Source organism: Pelagibaculum spongiae (assembly GCF_003097315.1).
Classification (GTDB): domain Bacteria; phylum Pseudomonadota; class Gammaproteobacteria; order Enterobacterales; family Pelagibaculaceae; genus Pelagibaculum; species Pelagibaculum spongiae.
In genome coordinates this window covers 1-23,846 of the sequence record NZ_QDDL01000014.1, presented here as the reverse complement: position 1 = coordinate 23,846, position 23,846 = coordinate 1, and the positions used below count along the sequence as shown (strand labels likewise).

18 protein-coding genes and 1 rRNA gene are annotated in these 23,846 nt (G+C 43.4%); 10 read left to right on the top strand and 9 right to left on the bottom strand.

Annotation, left to right across the window (positions count from 1 at the left end; genetic code table 11):
* The first annotated feature begins 41 nt into the window (after positions 1-41).
* The 9 genes from DC094_RS20300 to DC094_RS20260 all read left to right on the top strand — a co-directional run bounded on the left by DC094_RS20300 (position 42) and on the right by DC094_RS20260 (position 10,503).
* Complete coding sequence (locus DC094_RS20300; protein WP_116688961.1) at positions 42-830, top strand: DUF1538 domain-containing protein; 789 nt, start codon at positions 42-44, stop codon at positions 828-830.
* A 4-nt stretch (positions 831-834) separates the two neighbouring features.
* A complete protein-coding gene (locus tag DC094_RS20295) occupies positions 835-1,185 on the top strand; it encodes a P-II family nitrogen regulator (protein WP_116688960.1) in 351 nt (116 codons plus the stop codon).
* A complete protein-coding gene (locus DC094_RS20290) occupies positions 1,182-1,583 on the top strand; it encodes a CBS domain-containing protein (protein WP_116688959.1) in 402 nt (133 codons plus the stop codon). The genes DC094_RS20295 and DC094_RS20290 overlap by 4 nt, the downstream gene beginning before the upstream one ends.
* A gap of 48 nt (positions 1,584-1,631) precedes the next feature.
* Positions 1,632-2,396 (top strand): hypothetical protein, encoded by a 765-nt coding sequence (locus tag DC094_RS20285; RefSeq protein ID WP_116688958.1) that lies wholly within the window; start codon positions 1,632-1,634, stop codon positions 2,394-2,396.
* A gap of 603 nt (positions 2,397-2,999) precedes the next feature.
* On the top strand, positions 3,000-3,734 hold the full coding sequence (locus tag DC094_RS20280) for a glutathione peroxidase (protein ID WP_116688957.1): 735 nt from the start codon (positions 3,000-3,002) through the stop codon (positions 3,732-3,734).
* 109 nt (positions 3,735-3,843) lie between these two features.
* A complete protein-coding gene (locus DC094_RS20275; protein ID WP_116689026.1) occupies positions 3,844-5,307 on the top strand; it encodes a dihydrolipoyl dehydrogenase in 1,464 nt (487 codons plus the stop codon).
* A gap of 233 nt (positions 5,308-5,540) precedes the next feature.
* Positions 5,541-5,945: a CBS domain-containing protein gene (locus tag DC094_RS20270; protein ID WP_116688956.1), complete on the top strand. Its 405-nt coding sequence runs from the start codon at positions 5,541-5,543 to the stop codon at positions 5,943-5,945.
* 368 nt (positions 5,946-6,313) lie between these two features.
* On the top strand, positions 6,314-7,426 hold the full coding sequence (locus DC094_RS20265) for an efflux RND transporter periplasmic adaptor subunit (protein ID WP_116688955.1): 1,113 nt from the start codon (positions 6,314-6,316) through the stop codon (positions 7,424-7,426).
* The gene (locus tag DC094_RS20260) at positions 7,426-10,503 is read left to right on the top strand and encodes an efflux RND transporter permease subunit (RefSeq protein WP_116688954.1); all 3,078 of its coding nucleotides are present in this window, start codon (positions 7,426-7,428) and stop codon (positions 10,501-10,503) included. The genes DC094_RS20265 and DC094_RS20260 overlap by 1 nt, the downstream gene beginning before the upstream one ends.
* A gap of 88 nt (positions 10,504-10,591) precedes the next feature.
* On the opposite strand, the gene DC094_RS20255 is transcribed toward DC094_RS20260, so the two are convergent.
* Positions 10,592-11,488 carry a LysR family transcriptional regulator gene (locus DC094_RS20255; protein WP_116688953.1) on the bottom strand — a complete coding sequence of 299 codons (897 nt, stop codon included), beginning with the start codon at positions 11,486-11,488 and terminating at the stop codon, positions 10,592-10,594.
* A gap of 349 nt (positions 11,489-11,837) precedes the next feature.
* Here DC094_RS20255 and DC094_RS20250 point away from each other — a divergent pair, with 349 nt between their 5' ends.
* Positions 11,838-14,027 (top strand): response regulator, encoded by a 2,190-nt coding sequence (locus tag DC094_RS20250; protein WP_116688952.1) that lies wholly within the window; start codon positions 11,838-11,840, stop codon positions 14,025-14,027.
* Positions 14,028-14,107: 80 nt separating this feature from the next.
* On the opposite strand, the gene DC094_RS20245 is transcribed toward DC094_RS20250, so the two are convergent.
* From DC094_RS20245 to rrf, 8 genes are all read right to left on the bottom strand, one after another.
* Entirely contained in the window at positions 14,108-14,797 is a 690-nt protein-coding gene (locus tag DC094_RS20245; protein ID WP_116688951.1) for a PspA/IM30 family protein, read from the bottom strand.
* An 81-nt stretch (positions 14,798-14,878) separates the two neighbouring features.
* Complete coding sequence (locus DC094_RS20240) at positions 14,879-15,289, bottom strand: YjfI family protein (RefSeq protein WP_116688950.1); 411 nt, start codon at positions 15,287-15,289, stop codon at positions 14,879-14,881.
* A 3-nt stretch (positions 15,290-15,292) separates the two neighbouring features.
* The gene (locus tag DC094_RS20235) at positions 15,293-17,020 is read right to left on the bottom strand and encodes a polyamine aminopropyltransferase (RefSeq protein ID WP_116688949.1); all 1,728 of its coding nucleotides are present in this window, start codon (positions 17,018-17,020) and stop codon (positions 15,293-15,295) included.
* 163 nt (positions 17,021-17,183) lie between these two features.
* A complete protein-coding gene (locus DC094_RS20230) occupies positions 17,184-18,083 on the bottom strand; it encodes a DUF350 domain-containing protein (protein ID WP_116688948.1) in 900 nt (299 codons plus the stop codon).
* A 15-nt stretch (positions 18,084-18,098) separates the two neighbouring features.
* Complete coding sequence (locus DC094_RS20225) at positions 18,099-19,082, bottom strand: hypothetical protein (protein ID WP_133245645.1); 984 nt, start codon at positions 19,080-19,082, stop codon at positions 18,099-18,101.
* 198 nt (positions 19,083-19,280) lie between these two features.
* Positions 19,281-20,753 carry an HD-GYP domain-containing protein gene (locus DC094_RS20220; protein ID WP_116688946.1) on the bottom strand — a complete coding sequence of 491 codons (1,473 nt, stop codon included), beginning with the start codon at positions 20,751-20,753 and terminating at the stop codon, positions 19,281-19,283.
* 151 nt (positions 20,754-20,904) lie between these two features.
* Complete coding sequence (gene recD, locus DC094_RS20215; RefSeq protein ID WP_116688945.1) at positions 20,905-22,794, bottom strand: exodeoxyribonuclease V subunit alpha; 1,890 nt, start codon at positions 22,792-22,794, stop codon at positions 20,905-20,907.
* An 826-nt stretch (positions 22,795-23,620) separates the two neighbouring features.
* Positions 23,621-23,736: ribosomal RNA gene (gene rrf, locus DC094_RS20210) — 5S ribosomal RNA — on the bottom strand.
* Positions 23,737-23,846 lie beyond the last annotated feature (110 nt).

The window sequence follows — 23,846 nt, the reverse complement described above, 5'->3', positions numbered from 1 at the left end:
ACATCGATTATTTTTGTCATGGGGTACAGGATGCTAACCATATGAATTGGCTAAACGATATATTTAGCATCCTGCTGGGAACCATCACTGATATCGCACCGATTGTTGGCATCATTTTTGGCTTTCAATTGCTGGTGATTCGTAAACCTATCCCCCACACCAAACAAGTCATTATTGGTTTCATTTACGTCACTATCGGTCTATCGCTATTTCTGCTCGGGTTAGAAAAAGCACTATTTCCGCTAGGAAAAACCATGGCAGAACAGCTGACGGATCCTGCGTTTATTGCTGGCACCGCTTCAGAAGATTTTGATCCGGCCAATTTGGTTTGGAGTGATTACAGCTGGGTTTATGTTTTTGCATTTTTAGTTGGCTTTGCCACCACCATTGCAGAACCTTCTTTGATTGCTGTTGCGATAAAAGCCAATCAGGTTTCATCTGGTGCAATCGGTATTTGGGGTTTACGAATTGCCGTCGCTTTTGGCGTCGCTTTTGGTATATCACTGGGCTGTTACCGGATCGTGGTCGGCGACCCGATTCATTGGTACATCATCGTCGGCTATATTGGAGTGGTGATTCAAACCAGCTTCGCACCAAAAATGATTATTCCGCTGGCCTATGACTCAGGCGGCGTGACCACTTCTACTGTTACCGTACCATTGGTTGCTGCTCTTGGACTTGGCCTTTCTGCCAGCGTGCCGGGAAGAAACCCTTTGTTAGACGGTTTTGGATTAATCGCTTTTGCCAGCCTGTTCCCGATTATGTCGGTGATGGCTTATGCACAACTCGCTCAGCTGCGAAGCTGGCTCGGCAAACGCCAGAGGAAATAACCTAATGCACTTTAAAGCAATTATTGCGCTGGTCGATGACCGCAAAACTGACTCAATAATGGAAGCAGCTCGAGCCGCAGGCGCTACCGGCGCAACGGTAATTAATAATGCTCGCGGTGAAGGTCTCACTCGTAGCAAAACCTTTTTTGGTCTGACACTAGAAACCCAGCGCGACATGCTGCTGTTTCTGGTTGAAGAGCATTTGGCTCGAACCATTCTGGAAGAAATCGGCCGTGTAGGTGAGTTCGATGAACAACCTGGAACCGGTATTGCCTTTATGATCGACGTGGAAGATGCAGTCGGCGTCCGCCATCAGATTGAAGAATTAACCACGCAGGTGGAGAAAGTACTGTGAGCACAAAAATTATTCGAGTGCAGGACGTTATGAAGCGCCAGTTCATGGTGATTAGTGGCATGACAACTGTAAAAGACGCCTTGATCGCTATGAAAGAAAGTAATTCTTCTGCATTGATTATTGAAAAAAGAAACGATGATGATGAGTACGGCATGGTGCTTTTTGCCGACATCGCCAAAAAAGTACTGGCTCAAGACCGCGCACCTGAGCGAGTCAATGTTTTTGAAATCATGACCAAACCGGTAGTCTCGGTACATGACAAAATGGACGTTCGTTACTGCGCCCGCCTGTTTGATAATCTCGGCCTGTCTTACGCACCGGTGGTAGATGCTGATGAAAAAATTACCGGCATTGTCGGCTATCGTGGCTTGGTAATGCAGGGTATTTTGGCTGAGTAAGCCTATATTTATTTAGCAGCTGGAAAGGGTTTTCGGCTGCTAAATAAAATGGGACGTGCAATGGATTACCTAAAGACCCCGAATCAGCTTAATTGGACAAATGGCGAACAACTATATCCCGGCGTGGCAGAGCAGGTATTTGATCCAGAAGGAATCAACGCACCTTATCTGATGGACAATGTGAAGGCCGGCTACTGCATGATTGCTCATTTTTGGCTGGCCTGCCAACCTGATGAAGCTTTTTTTCAACGGCTTATTCAGGTACCTCACCAGAAAGGCTCAATTACAGAACAAATCTACCAAAAAAAAATAGCGTACTTAGAACGTAGCTCTGGTGACAAACCGATTTACTCCAGTTTACTCGCTGATCAGCCTTGGGGATCTTTAAGTCCATTTATTTTAAAAATGGTTTTTCACCCTAAAGCTGACGCAATTGAAATTTTAGAGGCCGTTTACTTATTAACATCACAACCTGGAAGATATTTAATAAGACTAACTTGTCAAAACAAACGTATTGGCAAAAAACTTCTATATAAAAAACACTGTTTTTCTGTTTATCATTCCCCCCATAAAAAAGATCAACCCCACACAATAAAAATTTTTGATTGGCGTTTTGGTTGCTATCAATTTACAAGTAATCACGCTACCAGTTTGCATCTTATTCTTTCAACTATCACTAATTATTATATTGGGATTGGGACTGACCCTGGCTGTATTTCTACGATGTCGATTAGTCGAGCAACATTTGCAAAAAAACATTGGGAAGAATTTATTGCTGAATACCAAACTAAGTTTTTTCCAAGCAGTACTTGATTCCCTTTGGCTGATCAAAGCTTATTCTCTCAACACTGATACCTATACCCAAACTACCTCAAGGTGCAGGATTCAGCTGGAGTTAGAAACGTCTTTAGGCGAGGCATTGATTGAAGCAAATGGCTATTCCCTTTTCAAAATTAATAACGAAGCATAAAACGTTTCTAAACCAGCCCTCTGGGGATCTCTGAGAAAAACCCGCTCATCGTTACCTCTCTTTTTAAGGGAATAACCATGAATAAAAAGATGCGTCTCGATCATGATTTACTCAGAGATCCTGAACGCACACATTGAAGTGGCTTGGGTATATAGTTGGTAGCTCCAGAACTCCTGCAGTTGAATACTCTTGCCCATTCAATAGACTTTTAAGCTTTATCTAGCTCACCAGCTTTATTTTTTATATTTGCATCTCAAAACCCGGTTCTCACCCAAAAAACATAAACTTCTGATTCGAAAGCCTTCACCTTACAAAGATTGAGATCCGTCAGCATCAATAGGGAAAACCTAAGTCAAAGTTCGTTACATTCAATTAGACCTCGCGAAGCTAAATTCCTATGATAGGCACAATGAATCGAAACAAGTTTATCAATAGAGGTTTTCAAAATGAGTCTTAGCAACCGAATTGGCCAGAAAGTACCTTCCGTTACCTTCCAAATCCGTGAAAACGATCAATGGAAAAGTGTTACTAGTGATGATTTGTTCAAAGGCAAAACGGTCGTTCTGTTCGCCTTACCCGGTGCATTTACGCCTACTTGCTCCTCCGCTCACTTACCTCGTTACAACGAGCTAGCACCGGTATTCAAAGAAAATAACGTCGACGATATCGTTTGTTTATCGGTTAACGATACCTTTGTAATGAATGCTTGGGCAGATGACTTAAAAGCTGAAAACATTACTTTACTGCCAGATGGCAACGGTGAATTCACCGATGGTATGGGCATGCTGGTAGACAAAGATGACTTAGGCTTTGGCAAGCGCAGCTGGCGTTATTCGATGCTGGTTAAAGACGGCGTCATCGTTGAACAGTTTATTGAAAATGACGAGCCAGGCGACCCCTTCAAGGTTTCTGATGCAGATACCATGCTCAATGCAGTCAATCCCGAAGCGGTAGAGCGTCCATTTGCGACTGTGTTCTCCAAACCAGGCTGCCCATTCTGCGCTAAAGCAAAAGCACTATTAGCAGAAAAAGGCATTGAGTTTGAAGCCATTGAATTAGGCAATGGCATTAGTAGCCGTAGCTTGGGCGCGGTATCTGGCCAATTAACTTGGCCACAGGTTTACATCAGCGGACAGCACATTGGTGGTGCCGAAGAATTAGAAGCACATTTGAATCAATAAATTTCAGTTTAATTTAATTATTCATAAATAAATTAAAAAAATGTTAAAGGTTGCCCAGTATTTTTACCCGACCAGGAAATTGCCGGGCAATTCTAAAGGAATTTTTGTCATGCAACTGCTTAAAACGGATGTCGCCATTATTGGTGGTGGAACTGCTGGACTGGGTGCATTTCGTGCTGCTCGGGCACACACCAACAATGTTTTATTAATTGAAGGCGGACCATACGGCACCACCTGTGCCCGAGTCGGTTGCATGCCAAGCAAACTTTTAATTGCTGCCGCTGAAGCAGCACACCATAGCCAAAATACTGCACCATTTGGTGTTCATATTGATGGACAGGTTCGGGTTAATGGCCGTGAAGTAATGGACCGAGTCAAACGTGAACGCGATCGTTTTGTTGGCTTTGTTTTAGAAGGCGTTGATGAAATTCCTGCTGAAAATAAAATCAGCGGTTATGCAAAATTCATCGACGAGCATACTTTGCAAGTTGATGATCACACCCAAATTACTGCCGAACGCTTTGTTATTGCCACTGGCTCTAGCCCGGTTTGGCCTGGCTTTTTTAATCAAGCGCAAGATCGTTTAATTATTAATGACGATGTTTTTGACTGGGATGATTTACCTGAATCAGTTGCTGTTTTTGGCCCAGGTGTTATTGGCCTGGAATTAGGCCAAGCATTACATCGGTTAGGCGTAAGGATTCGCCTATTTGGTATTGGCGGGCAAATCGGCCCGGTCAGTGATCCGGTCATTCTCGATCAAGCTGATAAGATTTTCCGAGATGAATTCGCCATCGATCCAGATGCAAAAGTGACCGGTATCGAACGGGTAGATAACGGCGTTAAAATTTCTTTTGAAGAACACGGCGAAACAAAATCAGAAGTATTTGATTATTTATTAGCCGCAACTGGCCGCAAAGCTAACGTCGACAAATTAGGCTTGGAAAATACTTCGTTAGTACTCAACCCACAAGGCGTACCAAACTTTAGCCAGTGGACACTGCAAACCGAAACTAACGAGCCAGCCGCCAGCCATATTTTTATCGCTGGTGATGTGAACAATTATATTCCGTTGCTACATGAAGCCGCTGATGAAGGTCGAATTGCTGGAGACAATGCCGGTCGCTATCCGGACATTCGCAACGGCAAACGTCGTACACCACTTAGTGTGGTATTTAGCGATCCACAAATCGGCATGGCCGGTGAAACCTATCGCCAATTAGAACAACGGTTAGGAACTTGCGGTTGCTTTGAAGTCGGTGAAGTCGACATGACCGGCCAGGGTCGCAGTCGAGTGATGCTGAAAAACAAAGGCAAAATTCGAGTTTATGGCGAAAATGGTACCGGTAAGTTACTCGGCGCAGAAATGATCGGCCCAGCAGCAGAACACTTGGTTCACTTGTTGGCATGGACTATTCAGCAAGGGCTGACTATTACCGAAATTCTGGAAATGCCTTTTTATCATCCAGTGATTGAAGAAGGTTTAAGAACCGCTTTACGTGATTTGAATGCTCGATTGAAGTTAGGACCAGAAGCCGTCAAGCATTGCTTAGATTGCGGACCTGGTGCTTAACAAATAACACGGGTTGAAACGGTGACTTATTGATAGTCATCGTTTCAGGCGCAATTTTTGCTAGTGTTTTCACAGTAAGTCGCTAGAGAATAAAAATTTCAGGTTAAATGGACGGATCCGTAAAAAACCTTATGCGGAATTCAACTTGAGACCTACACTCTTTTATCAGACGATCACTGCAACAAAAAATGTTTGTGCAGGTTCGCACCAACCAATAAAAAAGGAGAAATGTCATGTCTCAGGTTAAAAGCATCATGACACACCCATCACCGGTGCTGCATGTTCAAGACACTCTAAGCGATGCAGTTAGCGCCTTTGCCAAGCACAATGTTTCCGGCCTTCCCGTTCTGGATGGTGAAGACAAACTAGTCGGATTTGTTTCTGAGCAAGATCTGATTCGTCAGGCAATTGAAGATGCTTACTACTGCTCTCAAAAAGCCCAGGTACAGGATGTTATGACCTCTGATGTTAAGGTCACAGCACCAACTGATGAAGTTTTTGAACTGGGTCGCCAAGTTATTAATTCTCGCTTACGGGTTTTCCCAGTGGTTGACGAAGGTAAGCTGGTAGGATTGGTAGACCGCCAACAAATACTCAATGCATTGATGGTAATGGCCAACCAATGTAGTGCGGTTTAATTATTAATTGATTGAAAATCGCTATAAAAATTATTCAGCAATCTATCAGTGTTAATCTTGGTTGCACTGATGGATTGCTCTAAGTTTGTTTCCCCATTTGAAAACCTCACAGCACACCATCAAAAAGCATAAAGTATCAAAATCTTAGCCAGTTAATTCTTAGCGGCATATCAGCCTTTACAAAACGGAATCATACAATACATATCTGCCTCTTTTGCTTCGCTAAAAGGCTGATATATTGCACCTCTTCATTTTCGTTATTTGATCGTCCTCCAGCAGTATTCTTCTTTTACCTTTTGCTTAGTTTGCAATACGGATAACCGTTTGATTACGCATGGAAATCGCATTTTGGCTCGGGAGTCATTTTTATGCTTAAGCGTATTTTAGCCATGCTGGCCTTCCTCACAATACTTATTGGAGGAATCGGCGGCTATATCTTTAACAACATTCAGCAGGGAATGGCTCAACTTGCTAACTTTGCTCCACCACCCGTGACTGTGGAAGCAGAAAAGGTAACCACCGAAAGCTGGTCGCCTCAAATTAGTGCGACCGGCAGTTTGCGTGCTCGCAATGAAGTTGCATTGACCACGCAAGTCAGTGGTCAAATCGAAACATTTGGCTTTAGCTCTGGTAAAAAAATTGAAAAAGGCCAGTTAATCGTCAAGTTAGATGATCGGGTCGAACAAGCTCAATTAAAAAATTCCCACGCCAGTTTGCGGTTAATGGAATTACAACATCAACGAGACCGAGATCTGTTCAAACGCAAAGTCATTTCTAAAAACCAGTTTGATCAAAGTCTGGCGAATTTAGACCAAGCTAGCGCTCAGGTTGAACAACTGCGAGCAGTATTAGCTAAGAAACAAATCCACGCGCCGTTTTCTGGTGAAGTCGGTATTCGTCAGGTCGACTTGGGTGATTACCTTTCTCCAGGTTCGACGATTGCCACCTTGCAAGACAGCAGTTCACTATTAGTTGATTTTGCCTTGCCTGAAAAATTCTTGGCTTTGTTAAAACTTAAGCAAAAAGTATCAATTCAAGTTCAAGCATGGCCAGAAAAATCTTTTGAAGGTCAAATTACCGCCATCGATGCAAAAGTCAGCGCAACCACCCGTAATATTTCTTTACGAGCTGAGTTAAACAATAAAGAAGGTGAATTGCTGCCAGGCATGTTCGCCAATATTAAAGTTACCCTAGATCAAAACCGCCAATTAATGACCGTGGCACAAACCTCAATCAGCTATAGCTCATACGGCGATACTATTTGGGTATTGCGTGAAGAGGTTGTAGGTGAAGGCGAAGAGCAGCAGAAATCATTAAAGGCCTTTCCTGCATTTGTTCAAACCGGTGAAAGTCGTAATGGTCGAATTTCAGTCATTCAAGGAATTAATGCTGGAGATCTGGTGGCATCATCGGGTCAATTAAAACTCTACCCGGGTGCAACTGTCATCTTGCCTGAGCAAAACAAGGCGGAGAAACAGTAATGAAATTCACCGATCTGTTTATTAAAAGACCGGTGCTCGCCATGGTTATCAGCATGATGATCTTGCTGTTAGGCCTACAGGCAGCGAACCAGCTACCTGTTCGTCAGTTTCCAAAAACTGATGATGCGGTGATCACTGTTACAACAGCCTATCCAGGTGCCAGCGCTCGATTGGTACAAGGATTTATTACAACTCCATTGCAGCAAAAAATTGCTTCTGCTGATGGTGTTGATTTTGTTACCTCGACCAGTCGCCAAAGTGCTTCTGAAATCAAAGTAAATGTTAAACGTGGTTTTGACTCTACTGCGGCACTTTCAGAAGTCATGGCCAAGGTGAACGAAGCTAAAGGCGAACTACCTGCCGATGCCATGGACCCGATTATTACCAAGGGTGGCCAGGGCAATATGCTGATGTATGTGAGCTTTCAAAGCGACTTACAATCAGCAGAACAAATCACCGATTACCTGACCCGAGTAATTCGCCCCCAGTTAGCCACTATGAGTGGTGTAGGTGCCGTTGAAATTTATGGTGCTAAAACCTACTCCATGCGGATCTGGCTAGATCCGGTAAAAATGGCAGCGTTTGAAGTCACGGCTGCTGACGTTAATCAGTCGCTCACTTCCAGTAACTTTATTTCGGCGGCGGGTTCTACCAAAGGTGAGCTGTTAACCACTAGCGTTAACGCAGAAACCGATCTGAATAATCCTGAAGCCTTCGGCCAAATTATTATTCGCTCCAATGAAATGGGCCAGGTTCACCTGCGTGATGTTGCCAAAATTGAACTGGCTTCTGAAGATCAAGAAAGCTACGTCACCATGGGCGGAAAAGAAGCCCTGATGATAGGGATCGACTCGGCACCTGGCTCAAATCCGCTCGATGTTATTGCCGGTGTACGACAACGGCTGGAAACATTACAAAATGAATTGCCTAGCGGCATGTCTTTATTTATTGCTTATGACGCGACCGACTTTATTCGCTCTTCAATCGATGAAGTAGTTAAAACCCTCGGTGAGGCCAGCATTATTGTTATTTTGGTGGTGTTCATGTTCCTCGGTGCTTTCCGAGTTGTGACCATTCCAATTATTACCATTCCACTTTCAATGGTTGGTGTGTTGTTCTTTATGCTGGTAATGGGTTATTCAATTAATCTGTTAACACTATTGGCGCTGGTTTTAGCAATAGGACTGGTGGTTGATGATGCGATTGTGGTGGTGGAAAACGTCCACCGACATATTGAAGATGGTAAAACACCCTATGACGCTGCAATTCATGGTGCCAGAGAAATAGCACTACCCGTTATTTCAATGACGATTACCCTAGCGGCAGTGTATGCCCCGATTGGTTTTGTGGGTGGTTTAACCGGCTCGCTATTCCGTGAGTTTGCTTTCACGCTGGCTGGTGCAGTTATTATTTCCGGCATTATCGCGCTGACATTATCGCCGATGATGGCTTCGAGAATTCTTCGCCCAAGCAGTGAAGACGGCAAGTTAGTTAAAATGCTGGATAAATTTTTTGAAAGCGTCAGCCATATTTATCAGCGTAGTCTGCATGACATGCTTAATTACCGCCCTGTCATTGTAATGATGGCGTTGGTGCTGTTTGCTACTTTGCCATTACTCACCATGGTTTCACAAAGCGAATTGGCACCACCGGAAGATGGCGGCTTTATGTTCGTAGTAGCAACGCCGCCGCGTTATGCCAACGTCGACTACACCCGTCAATACACCGAGCAATTTGAAGATCAGTTCCGCCAATTCCCTGAATTTGCCCAGTCCTTTATCTTTAATAATCCCGGCCAAGTATTTGGTGGCATGCAGTTAAAGCCTTGGGGTGAACGTGAGCGTGGCGTAGTAGAAATTCAGAAAGAATTACAAAACCGCTATCTTGCAACCAACCCAGGTTTACAAGTGTTCTCATTTGTTCCACCCGCATTACCTTCTGGTGGCGGCGGTTTGCCGATGCAATTTGTAATTACTTCGACTGCTGGTTATGACGCATTAGACCGTGTTGCCAACCAGTTGGTACAGGAAGCAATGAAGTCAGGTCTGTTTATGTTTGCCAATTCAGATCTGAAATTTGACCGTCCTGAATATCAACTTTCAATTGACCGTGACCGTGCAGGCCAGCTGGGCATTTCGATGCAAAGCATTGGTTCTACTCTGGCAACCATGCTCGGTAATGGAGAGGTAAACCGCTTCTCATTAGACGGTCGTAGCTACAAGGTGATTCCACAAGCACCACGTGATTTCCGCCTCAATGAAGAATGGTTGACCCGCTATCAGGTTCGAACCGCTAGCGGTGAAATGGTGGCATTATCAACATTAGTCAAAGTAACTAAAGAAGTTCGGCCTAACGCATTAAACCAGTTCCAACAGCTGAATTCAGCCAAGGTGCAAGGCATGATTATGCCGGGTAAAAGCATGGGCGAAGCGGTTACCTTTATGGAAGCCAAGCTTAAAGAAATTGCTCCGACTGGTTTTAGCTATGACTACGAAGGTGAATCACGCCAATTCAAGTTGGAGTCAGACAATCTGACCACCACTTTGATTTTTGCCATGATTGTAATCTTCTTAGTATTAGCGGCGCAGTTTGAAAGCTTCCGCGATCCATTAGTGGTGATGTTCTCGGTGCCTTTATCGATGTTCGGTGCACTGGTACCGATTGCGATGGGCTTAACCAGCTTGAACATCTACACCCAAATAGGCTTGGTGACTCTAATCGGCTTGATAACTAAACATGGTATTTTGATTGTTGAATTCGCCAATAAATTGCGTGAAGAAAATCCTCAATTAAGCCGCCGTGAAGCCGTTGAAGAAGCCGCTGCCATTCGCTTGCGACCCATTTTAATGACCACCGCCGCAATGGTATTGGGCGTAGTACCACTATTGTTTGCAGATGGTGCTGGTGCTGCCAGTCGCTTTGCCATTGGCTTGGTGATTGCATCGGGCATGAGCGTTGGTACGGTATTTACCTTGTATGTGGTGCCTGTGTTCTACAGCTACTTAGCACGTAAAGACCGTTCTGCTTTATCGGGTGACAAACCAACCGCCAACATTGCGATGGCTTCACCTCAATAGCACATTATCTCCGCGTACTAAAAAGGACGCTTTTGCGTCCTTTTTAGTTAGCAATCTAAACAGAAATAATTATTTAATTTCTAGTTAACTAAATTGCCCGTTGCGCCCAACATTCAAAAATAAAATCAATCATCGCTCTGACCCGTTTTGGCAGATATTCACGACTGGCATAAACTAAAAACATATCATATTCAGGGCTTTCCCATTCGGGAAGCACTCGACACAAATTCCCTTGGGCAATTTCTTGCAGCGCAACACTTTCCGGCATTCCAACAATACCCAAGCCAGCCATTGCTGCATTAAGTGGCATCGCACCATCCGAAGAAAACATTCGGGGTTTTAACGCAATATCAATCAATTCACTTTGTTGATTAACTAGTTGCAACTGATCATATTTGCGAATCGCTAACATTGAATGGTCTTTAAGGTCTGCGGGCTCTTTAGGATAACCATGCGCTTTCAGATAATCAGCATGCGCTAGCAAAATAATTTTCAGACCCTGCAAACGACGGGCAACCAACCGTGAATCTTTCTGTTCACCAAAACGAAAAGCAATATCAATCGAATCTTCATGGAAGCTTAATGAATTGCTACTACCCACTTCTTCGGCCAATAGCTCCAACTGAATTTGCGGATTCTGCTTCATAAATTCAAAAAACATCGGAGCCAATACATTATTGGTAAAACTTACTGGCGCCGCGATAGTGATTTTTCCAGCCATTTCATGCAAATCATCGTGCAATTCGCTTGATAACGCTTCCAATGCCCGGATTTTTTGCTGGCTTTTTGACCAAATATTTTGTCCCGCGTTGGTCAAACTCAAACCCCTAGCATTGCGAACCAACAGCTGCACATCCAAATCTCTTTCGAGCTGTTGGATACGTCGAGTCAGAGTCGCAGCTGGCATATCTAATGCTCTGGCTGCAGCCGCAAAACTGCCCTGCTCAACTACGTTTACGAACAGTTTAAGGTCGTCTAGTTTCATAATGCTCTATTTTCCCGCAGAGGCCGCCCCATGAATATGCCGATCACATTCATGCAACAGATTGGTGCAGATTACTAAAAGATATTAGCCGGTACAAATATGCACTGCAGATAGGTTTTCAAACAGCTCAATGCTCGCAGAGAAATTAGCCCACCGGACTTCTAGCTATCTGAAGATTTACATCGTAAAAAACAATAATAACAATAGTGACTTACCATGCGGTCTATTTAGTTTAGCAATCACTGATTTATTACAATATTTAATCGGGTGACTCTATTAATAGTTTTTGATTCACCGAAACCTCATCAAATGTTAGTATTGCATCAAAATAATAACAGGCTCCAGTAAGATGCCGTTGCGAATAAATCATCTGTTGCTGATTCTATTCTTGTTGACTACCACCCTCTATGCTTCTGTAGCCCTTTGGTATTGGGAGAATCATATTGCGCCTGGAATTCTGCAATCAGAAATTGAACCGGGTAGCCAACTGCTTATCGAAGCCAGAAATAGACTATCTAATCTAAAGCAAGTTAACCCAACAACTGTTGACTCAACCTTTTCAGAGCTCATGGATAGAAGGCATGGACAGCCTGGGATACCCAGTCTTTTAATGCTAAGAGTCACCACCAGTGATAACAAACTTATTTGGATAAAACGCCATGGAATGACCCATGACCAGCGCTTTCTATTCCAAGCAGAAATAACACCTAAGCAGCGAATTTCTCTACAGACTGCTGATAGCCATTCCTTTTTATCAGCGCAACCGTTGATTATTGACCTTGAATTAAATCCTGCAAATTATCAAAGTCAACAAGAAAAGTGGACAATAATTACTATTAGCGCCGTGGCCAGCCTGGGTTTGCCATTATTACTAATGCAATTATTAGTTATGCGGCTAATTCGACCACTGGTTCGCTTATCAGAAACCATTGATAAAATTGATACTACCAATCCTGAGTTTCATCAACCAAAAGCGTTGTTTATTAGCCGTGAAGTGAGCAATTTATTTCAATCATTAAATGGTTTGTTCAGCAAACTACGCCAGGCAAAAAAACTGAATGTAACCGCCAATGGACAAATAATTGAAGAACGGCAAAACCAAGCCAAGCAGTACATTGAACTGACTCGAGCGCAAAGATTCATCTGTGAATTTCTAGCCTACTCAACCGAACAAATTCGCGGCCCACTCGATTCGATCAATAGCACCAGCTTGCTATTAGAAGAAACTGGACTAGCACCAAGGCAAAGAGAATATTGCCGAAACCTGCAAAATAATAGCGCTTATTTAATTGAACAATTAGAGGACCTTAAGGACTTCACTCGCCTTGAGGCGGGTCAATTATTATTAGATTCGATTATATTTTCCCCAGATACTTTAATCGATTCATTAATTCGTGAATTTCACAATAAAGCCAAAGTACAATGCACCCAACTCAGCTATTGGATAGATCCTGAATTACCAACCATGCTGCGTGGCGATCGTCGACGGATCAGACAAATTCTAAAACGACTACTTAACCATTCTATTTCAATTACCCGAATGGGGCAGATTGCACTGACCGTTCAGCAACAACAAAACCAATGGATTATTTCAATTGGCGATACTGGCCCCAGCCAGTCTCGGCTAGTCAAACAACAAATCATGGAGCCTATTAGCGGCTCTGGCTTTGGAATGACTTTATTGCGTGGCCTTGCCAAGCGAATGGGGGGGCAACTATCTACCAATATTTTCTCTGGCAGCGGTAATGACTACCGGCTGTCACTTCCATTGCAAGCTTCAGCAACGCCACCAGTCGAGCAAAACCATTCAGTATTAGTTGCCAGCAGAAACCCTATGCAGCAATTTTGCATTTCAAATTGGTTAATACGCCAGGGAATGAAACCATTGTTAGTCGATCCTGATACACCCGAGCAATGGCCAGTGGGAGATGCTTTGATCACCTGTGAATCATTAGGAAATCGTCGTTTAAAAGCATTTCGTGCAGCAATTGCCAGTCCATGGTTATTGATCACCGAAAAGAATCGGCCAGATATTCACGGTATTAGTTTTTCTGATTGGCCAATTTGCCAAAAAACAATTCAACAATTACGCCCCAACCAACCATTAATCAAAGGGAAATCTACTCGATCAAAAATGGGGAAGTTTCAATTACTATTGGTTGATGAACACCCTATTTCTCGCCGTACATTGCGCCATTTGCTAGAACGAACTGGTTTTCGAGTGACGGAAGCAGAAAGCTGCCGTGAGGCGATGGAAGTATTGTCCAGCAGGAATTTTGATTTAACCTTGGTCGATAGTTTGTCTGACGGTTATGAGTTAACCGCTTCTATTCGTGAAATGGAAACAGGTGGCGAACATATGCCCATTCTGATGATGGCGAATAATCCTCAGCAAACGGATTATCACATGATGCACAGCAATGGCATTAATGGATTACTATTAAAACCAGTTAACGTTTCCAGACTCAAAGCATCGTTAGAAGAAGCGGGTCTGATTGATTTAATTAGCTATCTACCCGATGAAAGTGTATTTTCTTAAAAATATATTTATTGAAATTGGAAGTTTTTATTACAAAAAATGGCCCATTGCGGGCCATTTTTAATTGCAGAAATTGAAAACTATTTCTGCTTATTTTTTAAACGTTCCAGTACAGCATTTGCCGAACTGTTGCTGCCTTTAATACCAGCGGCCTTCAAACGATCTTCCAGACCTTTGCCTGACATTTCAGAATCTAATTCTTCTGCTGCCTGCAAACGATCATCAAAACGTGCCTGACGAGCTTTAATACGCTCTAGGCTGTCTTTAGCTTTGTTCAGTTTAGAGCTGGAATTTACGAAGCTATCTGAAATTGCTGCAGTGGCTTTCTGCACACTCTCAGTCGTTTTAACCATCGACAACTGACGCCTATGATCAGCAACCTGGCGCTCACCGTTTTTAATCAGCTGCTTTAAGCGCTCAACCTGCCCACCAAACTGAGACAGAATTTGCTGTTTTTCTTCCAGCTCAGTTTCCAATGAAGCGATTTTTTCTGCAACTTCCATTGCTAGTGCTTCGTCGCCTTTCTCAAGCGCTTTGGCTACATAATTTTCATGCTCTGTAATGTCATCACGCAAGCGATTAGATTCACGCTCAACCTTCATTTTTTGCGCCATTACATCGGTTAAATCTTGGCGTGCTTTTTTCAGATTGTTTTCTGCATCAACAATTTCTTGTTCAAAAATTCGCGTTGAATTGGCATCAACGACGGCTTCGCCAGCTTCACGTGCACCGCCACGCAGTGCGGTAAAAATCTTGCTAATAATACTCATTCTTAGGCTCCCAAAAGGTCAAATCGCTATCTGATAAATTGGCTATCGGTACTCAGTCGTACCTTGCTAAGTAGCCATTAATCAGGCGAGGAATTCAGTCATTACTTCCAGCGCATCGATGGTGTTATTGCTTAATATCACCAGCTCATGGCAAATATCTTCCATGCTGGATTTAACACTGAGCGCTCCGAAAACCACATAGCGTTGATCAATCTTGGCAAATGAAGACAATGGCATCGGCATGTTCATTGCCAGCATGCTTTCATTCATTTCAGCCTTGCGGCTTTGATCAACTTCATCTTCTTCAAATAACCAGGCAATACATAGAATCTGGTCTTCTGCGATAGATACAAAAATGGGCACTTCTTCGCGACTATCAACGGTCACCTGCAAAACATCGACTTCACCCGGAATCGGCTGACATTCGATCTGGTAACCTTCATAGGCACCGTCTTGCTGGGCAATATAATAGGCGATATCCGATGGTTTCATGGTTCACTCCTGTTTGCCGAATTGAGTATAGAGGCCTTGGTCTTTTTTCCATGCCTCAAAATGGTATTGGTACACAACATGGGAGCCAAGCCGGTTAATTGCAATGGCCTGCTGCCCGGCAAGGAAGTTCTTGCCAAATTGAAACGCGCCCTGAACCAAGCCGGAGGTAATCCAGTCATCTGCAACCGGTAATGGCTCTGCTGACGACAAGCGCTGCAAACGTTTGGCTCCACTTTGCCCTAAAGGCACTGCCAAATGCCAGCCCCATTCACCAAAACTGGGAACATTGGCATGGTAAGGATCAACCGCTGCAAAACCAGAAGCTTGCAAGGTTTTTCCAATCGAAATAAATGCTTTTTGTGCATGATAAGGCGATGTAGATTGCACGGTTATTGCACCATCACCATTTAACAGTTGTTTTAAACGAGCATAAAAATGCCGCGAATAAAGTTTGTTCAAATTCGGATGGCTCGGATCAGGCAGATCGACAATAATCACGTCATATTTGCGGCCAGTCTGAATCAATGGGTCAATTTCAATAAAGGCATCACCATAAATTTTTTCTACGCGTTGATCAGAAAAGCTTCGCTGATTTAGATCTAGCATAAACTGCTTCCAACTGGGCAATGATTGTGAGACATCTTTAGGCTCAGAAAACATTTCAACCATTTCTGAGTCAAGGTCAATCAAGGTGACTTGTTTTGGATCCCAGCGCAGAATATTTCTCAATGCGAGTCCATCACCGCCGCCAATCACCAGTACATTGTCGGTTCGTGCTGCTGCCGCCATTGCCGGATAAACCAGGTAGCTGTGGTAGATTTTTTCGTCCTGAGATGAAAATTGCAGTCGTCCATTAATATACAAATCATAAACTGGCGCTGTGCGACCCAGTTTTCTCTGAGTTACGACGAGCTGTTGATACGGTGTATTTTGCCGATAGATTACTTTATCGACAAACAAGGTATCTGACATGGCAGACATCCAGTCACTACCGTTTTTCCACATCAATCCCAGCGATGCAATCAGGGCTAGCTGTAAAATAACCAACCCGGTCATTCGGCCAATTTTCTTTCGGTAGATCACCAAAAAGACAATACCAACCAGCAAATTGACGCTGGCAGTTAATACTGCTGCAGTATTAATATCAATTTTTAACAATAGCAGCACCCAGATAGCAGCACCTAAACCGGCACCAATGTAATCTGCACCGTAAATAGTGCCTGCGTTATGAACTAGGTGTTGACCATAGAGATCTTCTCGAATTCGGGCAATTAGCGGTATTTCCATACCAATCAGCCAGCCTAAAAAAGTACCAGCAACAAACGGCAAATATTGAGCAAAATTAGCCGGCCAACTGAAAAGACCATACAAACGACTATCGGGTGGAAGTTGATAAGTTTCAGCTGCCAGCTGTGGTAGTTGCTCGGCAAAGCCTATTACTGCCGCAATCAATAAAATTGCCGCACTGCCTACTAGGGCAATCCAACTTTCCAGCCATGCAAAACCTCGGTGAGATTGTTTAATCAAGCGCGCAGTAAATGCGCCCATTCCCATTGAAACAATCATTAAACCGATCATGGCGTAAATGGTCGATTCAACAGCACCCAACACACGTGCCGCATAATGAGAGAGCAGGTATTCATAAATCAGACCGCAACCTGCCAGCAATGCCATCATGCCGATCAAAAATACATCCATAGCGATCAAACGGATCGGACGCTGTGATTTCATACCAATAAGGACTCTATTTAAAAATAACCGCACCGCCATCCTGGCTCATTGCGGAATACATTACGTCCGTGTAAATAACAAAAAAAGCCGAAGCAGGTTGTGCTTCGGCTTCAATCAAATCATCTTCAGCTGAACCCTGAACCTTTAAGTCGTTTGGGTATAACTAAACAATCACACTATTTAACAGCAAGGCAATGCTCAAATAAAGCACCGCTTCAATAGCACCAACACCGATATTTTCCTGCTCATCAACTTCTTGACGAACATCGATTCCAGCCAATACTAGCGAGCGAACAATAAATGCCAAAAATGACAACAGCAGCATTAATACCGCAGTTGCAACGGTCCAGATAGCCAAGCTGGCAAACCAATTAACTGGGTCAAATACCACAAACCAGGCTGCGCTATTTACCGCAAATGCCACGCCAATAATATGCCCTGCATAGCGTAGTGCCAAGGCCAAGTTACCCGACTCAAGACCCGAATCTAGTTGCTTACCGGTATTTCGGTTGGCATAAATAGCCCTGCGCATTCGACTGATACCACCCAGCATTAGCTGTGAAATAGCAAAGGCCGCAAGTACTGCACTTAAACCAATCCAGCTATCACCACCGGCCCAAATAATTGCCGCTCGCAGCATGAGCGCCGTTGCGATCACATGGGCGACATCGACAATGGCTAATGCCATGTTGCCGTGGCTTATCTGAGTGCGAATTTCTACTGCTGGCAAAACTAAAAAGTCCTGAATCATCCGACCAATCTTGATCAGGAAAATACCCAACAAACCGTAGCCGCCCACTACGATGACTTCGGTTTGTAAATCATTAAGACTTTCGCCGCTTACTACGCCAGAAAGTAAAATCGCCAAAGCGGCAATACCACCCGCCATCGAAACACCAAAGGCATGATTATCTCGATGGGCTAATTCTTCAGTAGAGCTAACACCAGCAAATCTGCCAGACAGCCAACGGAAAATAATTAACAACAAAATTGCCAAGCCTAAATCTATTGCCAGCACTTGTAATAATTGGTAATCAATATCTGTTAATTGCGAAAAATTCATTTTTTAAATCATCCCTTACTTGCCGCCGCTTATGCTGCGGCTGGTGCGGGTGGAGCTATTGCGCTGACTACTTGAACTTGAAAAACGGTTACTTGAGCGGTTAGCACTATATTGTTTAGCAGCATAGCTGCTCTTAAAACGATCGGAGCTTTTACTCCAGCTGCTATTTTTCGACAGCGAACTAGAGCCAGTACGGTTTTTACTATAAGCACTGGTAAATGTTTTGCCTTGCCGTTCGAATTTTTTACGAGTCTGCTGTTCGACTTTGTAGCTATTTTTCTTGTCACGATTTGAGCTGTAACGCTCCCAACCGTAATCACCATAATAACTGTAGTCGCGGTAACGACTCCATTGGCCATATGAAGGCCTACGGCGGGAATCAATTAAGCTATCAAAAACACGATATGCAATATACCACTGCCAAAAACTGGTACCACTACTATTGGTTTGCCATTGACCATAGGTAGGGTTACCCATCAGCTGACTGCCCGGGCCAAAGTCCTTAGCAGCATTGGCAGTTTCACTGGCCTTTTTTTCTATCGAATTTACTCTCGATAATTGGCCATTGGAAAAATCAGCAACCACATTAATCGGGTCACTCAATGCATCATTAAACACCAACGGATCAGCTGCCGATGCAACATCTAATAGCTCAACCAATCGTTCATTATTATCAACAAAAGATAATGGCTGGTTATAAGCAGTATTAGCGCGCTTGCTCAATCGCAGAAACATCGGCCCTTTGGATGTTGCATCCTTGGCTAATTGTTCCATGAGCATTTTCAAATCAGGTCGGATTTCCGCAACCTTTTGCGTGTATTGCCGCAAAAGCATCGCATTGGTTAGCTTATTACCATCCAACTGCTGTTTTAATTGCACTACCGCTTGACGGGTAGTATCGGCCTGGCGGGCAATCTGATCTTCAATACTGTCGCCACAACCCAATAGCAGTAATGAAATCAGAGTTATCCACATCCAGCGGACTAAAGGTACAGGCACGTCTGCCTCCACAAGAAACTCGGTTATCGGTAATTTATCGGTTGCTGCTGCCAGTTACAATCGTCAAACCCAATTATTCAATTTAAATCCTTGAATTTGGGTGCGTCATATCTAGTCAGCAACCATTAGATTCATTAATACCCAAATCACTTCAAGATATGCATTCCTACACCTTGAAGTGCTTTGGGTATAGCACATTCAAGCAGCATTAGAGCGAAACGTCGGTGAGTCAGTAAATTTTGCAGCAATCGCAACAAAAGCAGATTCAAGCGCAATGAATGCATCAACAATAGTCGGATCAAAATGTTTACCCCGGCCCGTTAAAATAATCGCTTTAGCCTTTTCATGAGACATTCCCGGTTTGTATACCCTACTAGAAATCAAAGCATCATAAACATCAGCCAGTGCCATTAACCGTCCTGAAAGCGGGATATTTTCTCCTACCAACTCGTTTGGGTATCCAGAACCGTCCCATTTTTCATGGTGAGTTAAGCTAATTTCCCGCGCCAAACGTAAAAATGAGTTACTGCCAAGCTGATGTTCTGCAACAGATAATGCATCGGCACCGATTTGCGGATGTTTTTTCATTAACTCATATTCTTCCACAGTCAGCTTGCCCGGTTTTAAAAGAATATGATCGGGAATTCCAACCTTTCCAACATCGTGTAGCGGTGCTGATTTGAACAGCATTTCAATTGTCGCTGAATCCAGCTGATCAGAATAAGCTGCTGTTTGACCCAAATATTCAGCAAGCGCTTTTACATAATGCTGTGTGCGCAAAATATGTGAGCCGGTTTCGTTATCTCTAGTTTCTGCCAAGCTGGCCAAGCTTAAAATACTGGCATCACGAGTCAGCCGCAGTTCCCGAGATTGCTGATCTAAAGCGCCAATCATATTGTTGGTATGCATCGCCATTAAACCAAATTCATCATTGCTGGTTACTGGTACTTCGCCACTCATGTCACCACGAGTAACTTTGGATAGCACCTGATTTTCAGCATCAATGAAATTGCTCAGGTTCTTGGCATAACCAAAAATAATCAGCAACATATAACCCAGAATCACCACGACAACGAAGGCAATCTCAGCCAATATCAAATGCTGAGCAGTCTTTAACGAGAGCTGATCGCCAACCTGCACTAACCAAGACAAATCTTTATTAATCACCAAAAAGACCACGCCAGTAACTGCCAAAGCACTAGCAATAGCAAACCAACTGAATTTTTTAGTCAACGGGAATGGGTTATTATCTGGTTGAATATGCTGACCAGATTCACGTAGTTTCCTAGCCACAAATCGTTCTCTATTTAACGCTAAGTCACCCGCAATAAAGAAACCAAAAACATTCAGTCCAATGACTATCTTAAAATAGCTTTCATAAGGAAAACTGTTATATAACATAGCGAAGTAGTTACCAAGAAATAAAGAACTCGCTAGAAATAGCAGGAAATCGTACCTGAATTGCTTAGCGACTTGATGCTTAAAATCAGATGCAGATATTTTTCTTTCCAATAGCTGTCGCGCAAAAAATTGCAGCACAAAAACACCAAGAAATGGTGCAATTAATTCTAGATAAGAAAGGGATTCCAGAAAGGGGCAAACTTGAACGGCGTAAACAGAGAACAATATCAGCGCTAGCAAATAATGAATCAGCGTACGTTTTACAGTCATAACAAAACAACAAGTCATATTTAGGGCTAGCTGTTATATCGACGCCTAGCCCATAATATTGAATATTTAATTAAAAAATGATCGCTATTGCAGTTGTTATATCAGCTTTTCATTTAAACTTTTATTTATACAAGTTTTTATATAACCAATATTAACCGCGCTTCGATAATTTGTCTGCCAGACCAGAAAAACGCTGCTGCTGCTGTTTAATCGCTTGGGTAAATAGTTTGGCACTAACCAGAACCTGAAATGACTTTTTAGCTCGAGTGATTGCGGTATATACCAAGTCGCGACTAACTACTGGAGATAAACTTTCGGGTAGCACCAGTAGGCATTGTTTAAATTCAGAACCCTGGGATTTATGTACCGTCATTGCCCAGGCAGTCTGGTGTGCAGGTAATCTGGCAGGACTCACCTGGCGTAGACTGCCATCAGCCAATGGAAAATAAACCCGCATTTTAGGTTGAAACTGCTCTGCAATATTTTCAGATGACGCTTCCGGCCAACAGATACCGATATCACCGTTATACAGATCTAATGCGTAATCATTTTGGCTAATAATAATCGGCCGACCTTTATACCAAACATTGGCTGCATCAATTTTTCCTCTAGCTATCAATAACCGCTCAAGGCGTTTATTAAGGCCAGTAACACCAAAGTTACCATTTCTTAAAGCCGCTAACATCCGAAAATCATTAAAGGCTGTTAGTGCTTGTTGCGCATTTTCAGCCTCAATAATAGGCAAATAATGCTTTAGTAGTAATTGATCTAACTGCAGTGAAAGCTGTGAATTAGTTTCAGGGTTTAGCCATTGAATATCTGGCCATTGATCGCTTTGTAATAACTGCAAAGCTCGTTCTGGTTGTGCATGATTCACTGCATTAGCTAGCTGGCCAATGGCGCTTTTTTCATCAAAACGCCAACTTTTTTCTAGTAGCACTATATTGCCGGATAAGGGCAAAGGTTGATCGGCAATTGCTCGATCGGGCAATTCAATTCCGAGTGTTTTTAATTGCTCAGCCCAAGCACGGTTAAAACAATTCTGTGGCCGTAATGAACAAATATCTGCTAACACCGAGCCAGCTTCAACCGATGCCAATTGGTTACGATCACCGAGTAATATCAACTGGCAATTAGCAGGTAATGCCGATATCAAGCGATACATTAGCGCCAAATCAACCATTGAGCCTTCATCAACCACCAATAAATCTAGCTGCAGCGGATTGTCTTTACCGTGGCGAAACTCATTGGAAAACTCTCGAACACCAAGCAAACGGTGTAATGTGGTGGCTTTTTGTGGCAATTTTTCGATCAATTCCGAGGGCAAAACATTCTGATCGCCTAGCTGAACAATTGCCTGTCGAATAGACTCCTCCAACCGACCGGCAGCTTTTCCAGTCGGTGCCGCCAAAGCAATTTTTAATGGTTGCTCTGATAGAGCCACCAACAGTGCAAGAATTTTAATAACCGTGGTGGTTTTTCCGGTTCCCGGGCCACCAGAAATCACACAGAATCGATGTAATAACGCCGATAATGCAGCGATTAACTGCCAATCGACATCGTTATCTTCAGCTTGAAAAGTAGGAAACAATCGTTGTAGCCATGGCAATAGCTGGCTGCTATCAACTGCTAAATCTTTATCAGCAGATAATTTGATTTGCTGTATCAGCATTAATTCAAACTGCCAATAACGATATAAATACAGCCGTGGAGCCTGCCCAGTTAAATCGAGCATTAAAGGTGCCGTTTCTTTCGGATCATCTGAAACCAAATTGAGACTTTGCAATTGGCTAGTCAGTTGTGGCAAAGCAGGAAAACCATAAGGCTGCCTAGTACCATCGGCTAATCTCTCGATTAACTCCAACCGTGTCAGTTCAAGGCAGCTATGCCCTTGAACAATCGCATTGCACAGTTGATCAATTAATGGTGTTAGCCAATTTGGCTTGTCACTGGCCAATCGCAATAACACGCTGGATAGCGCCTGACCAGGATGGCTGGGCAAACGGTCTTGTGAAACAATGGTTGTATTCTGGCTGGTCACTGACGCTGGCTCCCGGTTTAGCTGAGGCTAGATTACAGGATAATGGCTACTGATCCCATGCGCTGGTTCTGGCCCATCATTAACTACCAAGAAATAGAGATAGATTGATCAGCTTTAATAGCAAAACAAATAGTAAGACGTGAAATAGCAGATGAGTTCAGGTGGTTTTCGATAGATACCAATCTGCGTTGGAATGCTTGAATAAACATCGTACCGGCATCCTGCCTCTATACGACATACATTCCATCTCTGGAAATAAATCTAGTGCGGCCATCGGCGCTAAGTAGTTTTACTTCTATAGATTCAAAAACATGCCGGCTTGGAGATTATATTTAATGCCCGCCCAGCTATATACGGATTTTAAATCCATCTTTAAATCCACCATGGTCAAGTTGCAGCTCGCTAACGCTCGGTGTCAACCTACCGAAGATTCACCCAAAATTCATTGCTTGGCATCGTAGTAGCCGTAGGCGCGAGCGACGACATCCGAGGATTGCAACGGGTTCAGGTGGCTGTTTTTTCTTAAATCACTTTTTTGCAGACATAAAAAAACCCGACTGCTTTTAAGCAATCGGGTTTTGTTTGGCGCTTGGCGGTGACCTACTCTCACATGGGGAAGCCCCACACTACCATCGGCGCTAAGTGGTTTTATTTCTGCTAAATTCGGGAATAGCGGATGGATTCAGGTGGTTTTCGATAGATACCAATCGGCGCTGGAATGCTTGAGTAAACGTCGTACCGGCATCCTGCCTCTATACGACATACATTCCGTCCCTGGAAATAAAAAAATCCCAGATCATTGCTGATCTGGGATTTTCTATTTGGCGCTTGGCGGTGACCTACTCTCACATGGGGAAGCCCCACACTACCATCGGCGCTAAGTGGTTTCACTTCTGAGTTCGGGATGGATTCAGGTGGTTCCCACTCGCTATTGCCGCCAAGCAAACTGCGCATGAAGTTGCTGAATGGATTGATTAACTTTCGTTATATCGATTCAACAATCACGACTTAATTCGGTTTTGTAAGCTTACTTTAATCATTTTGTAATCTAT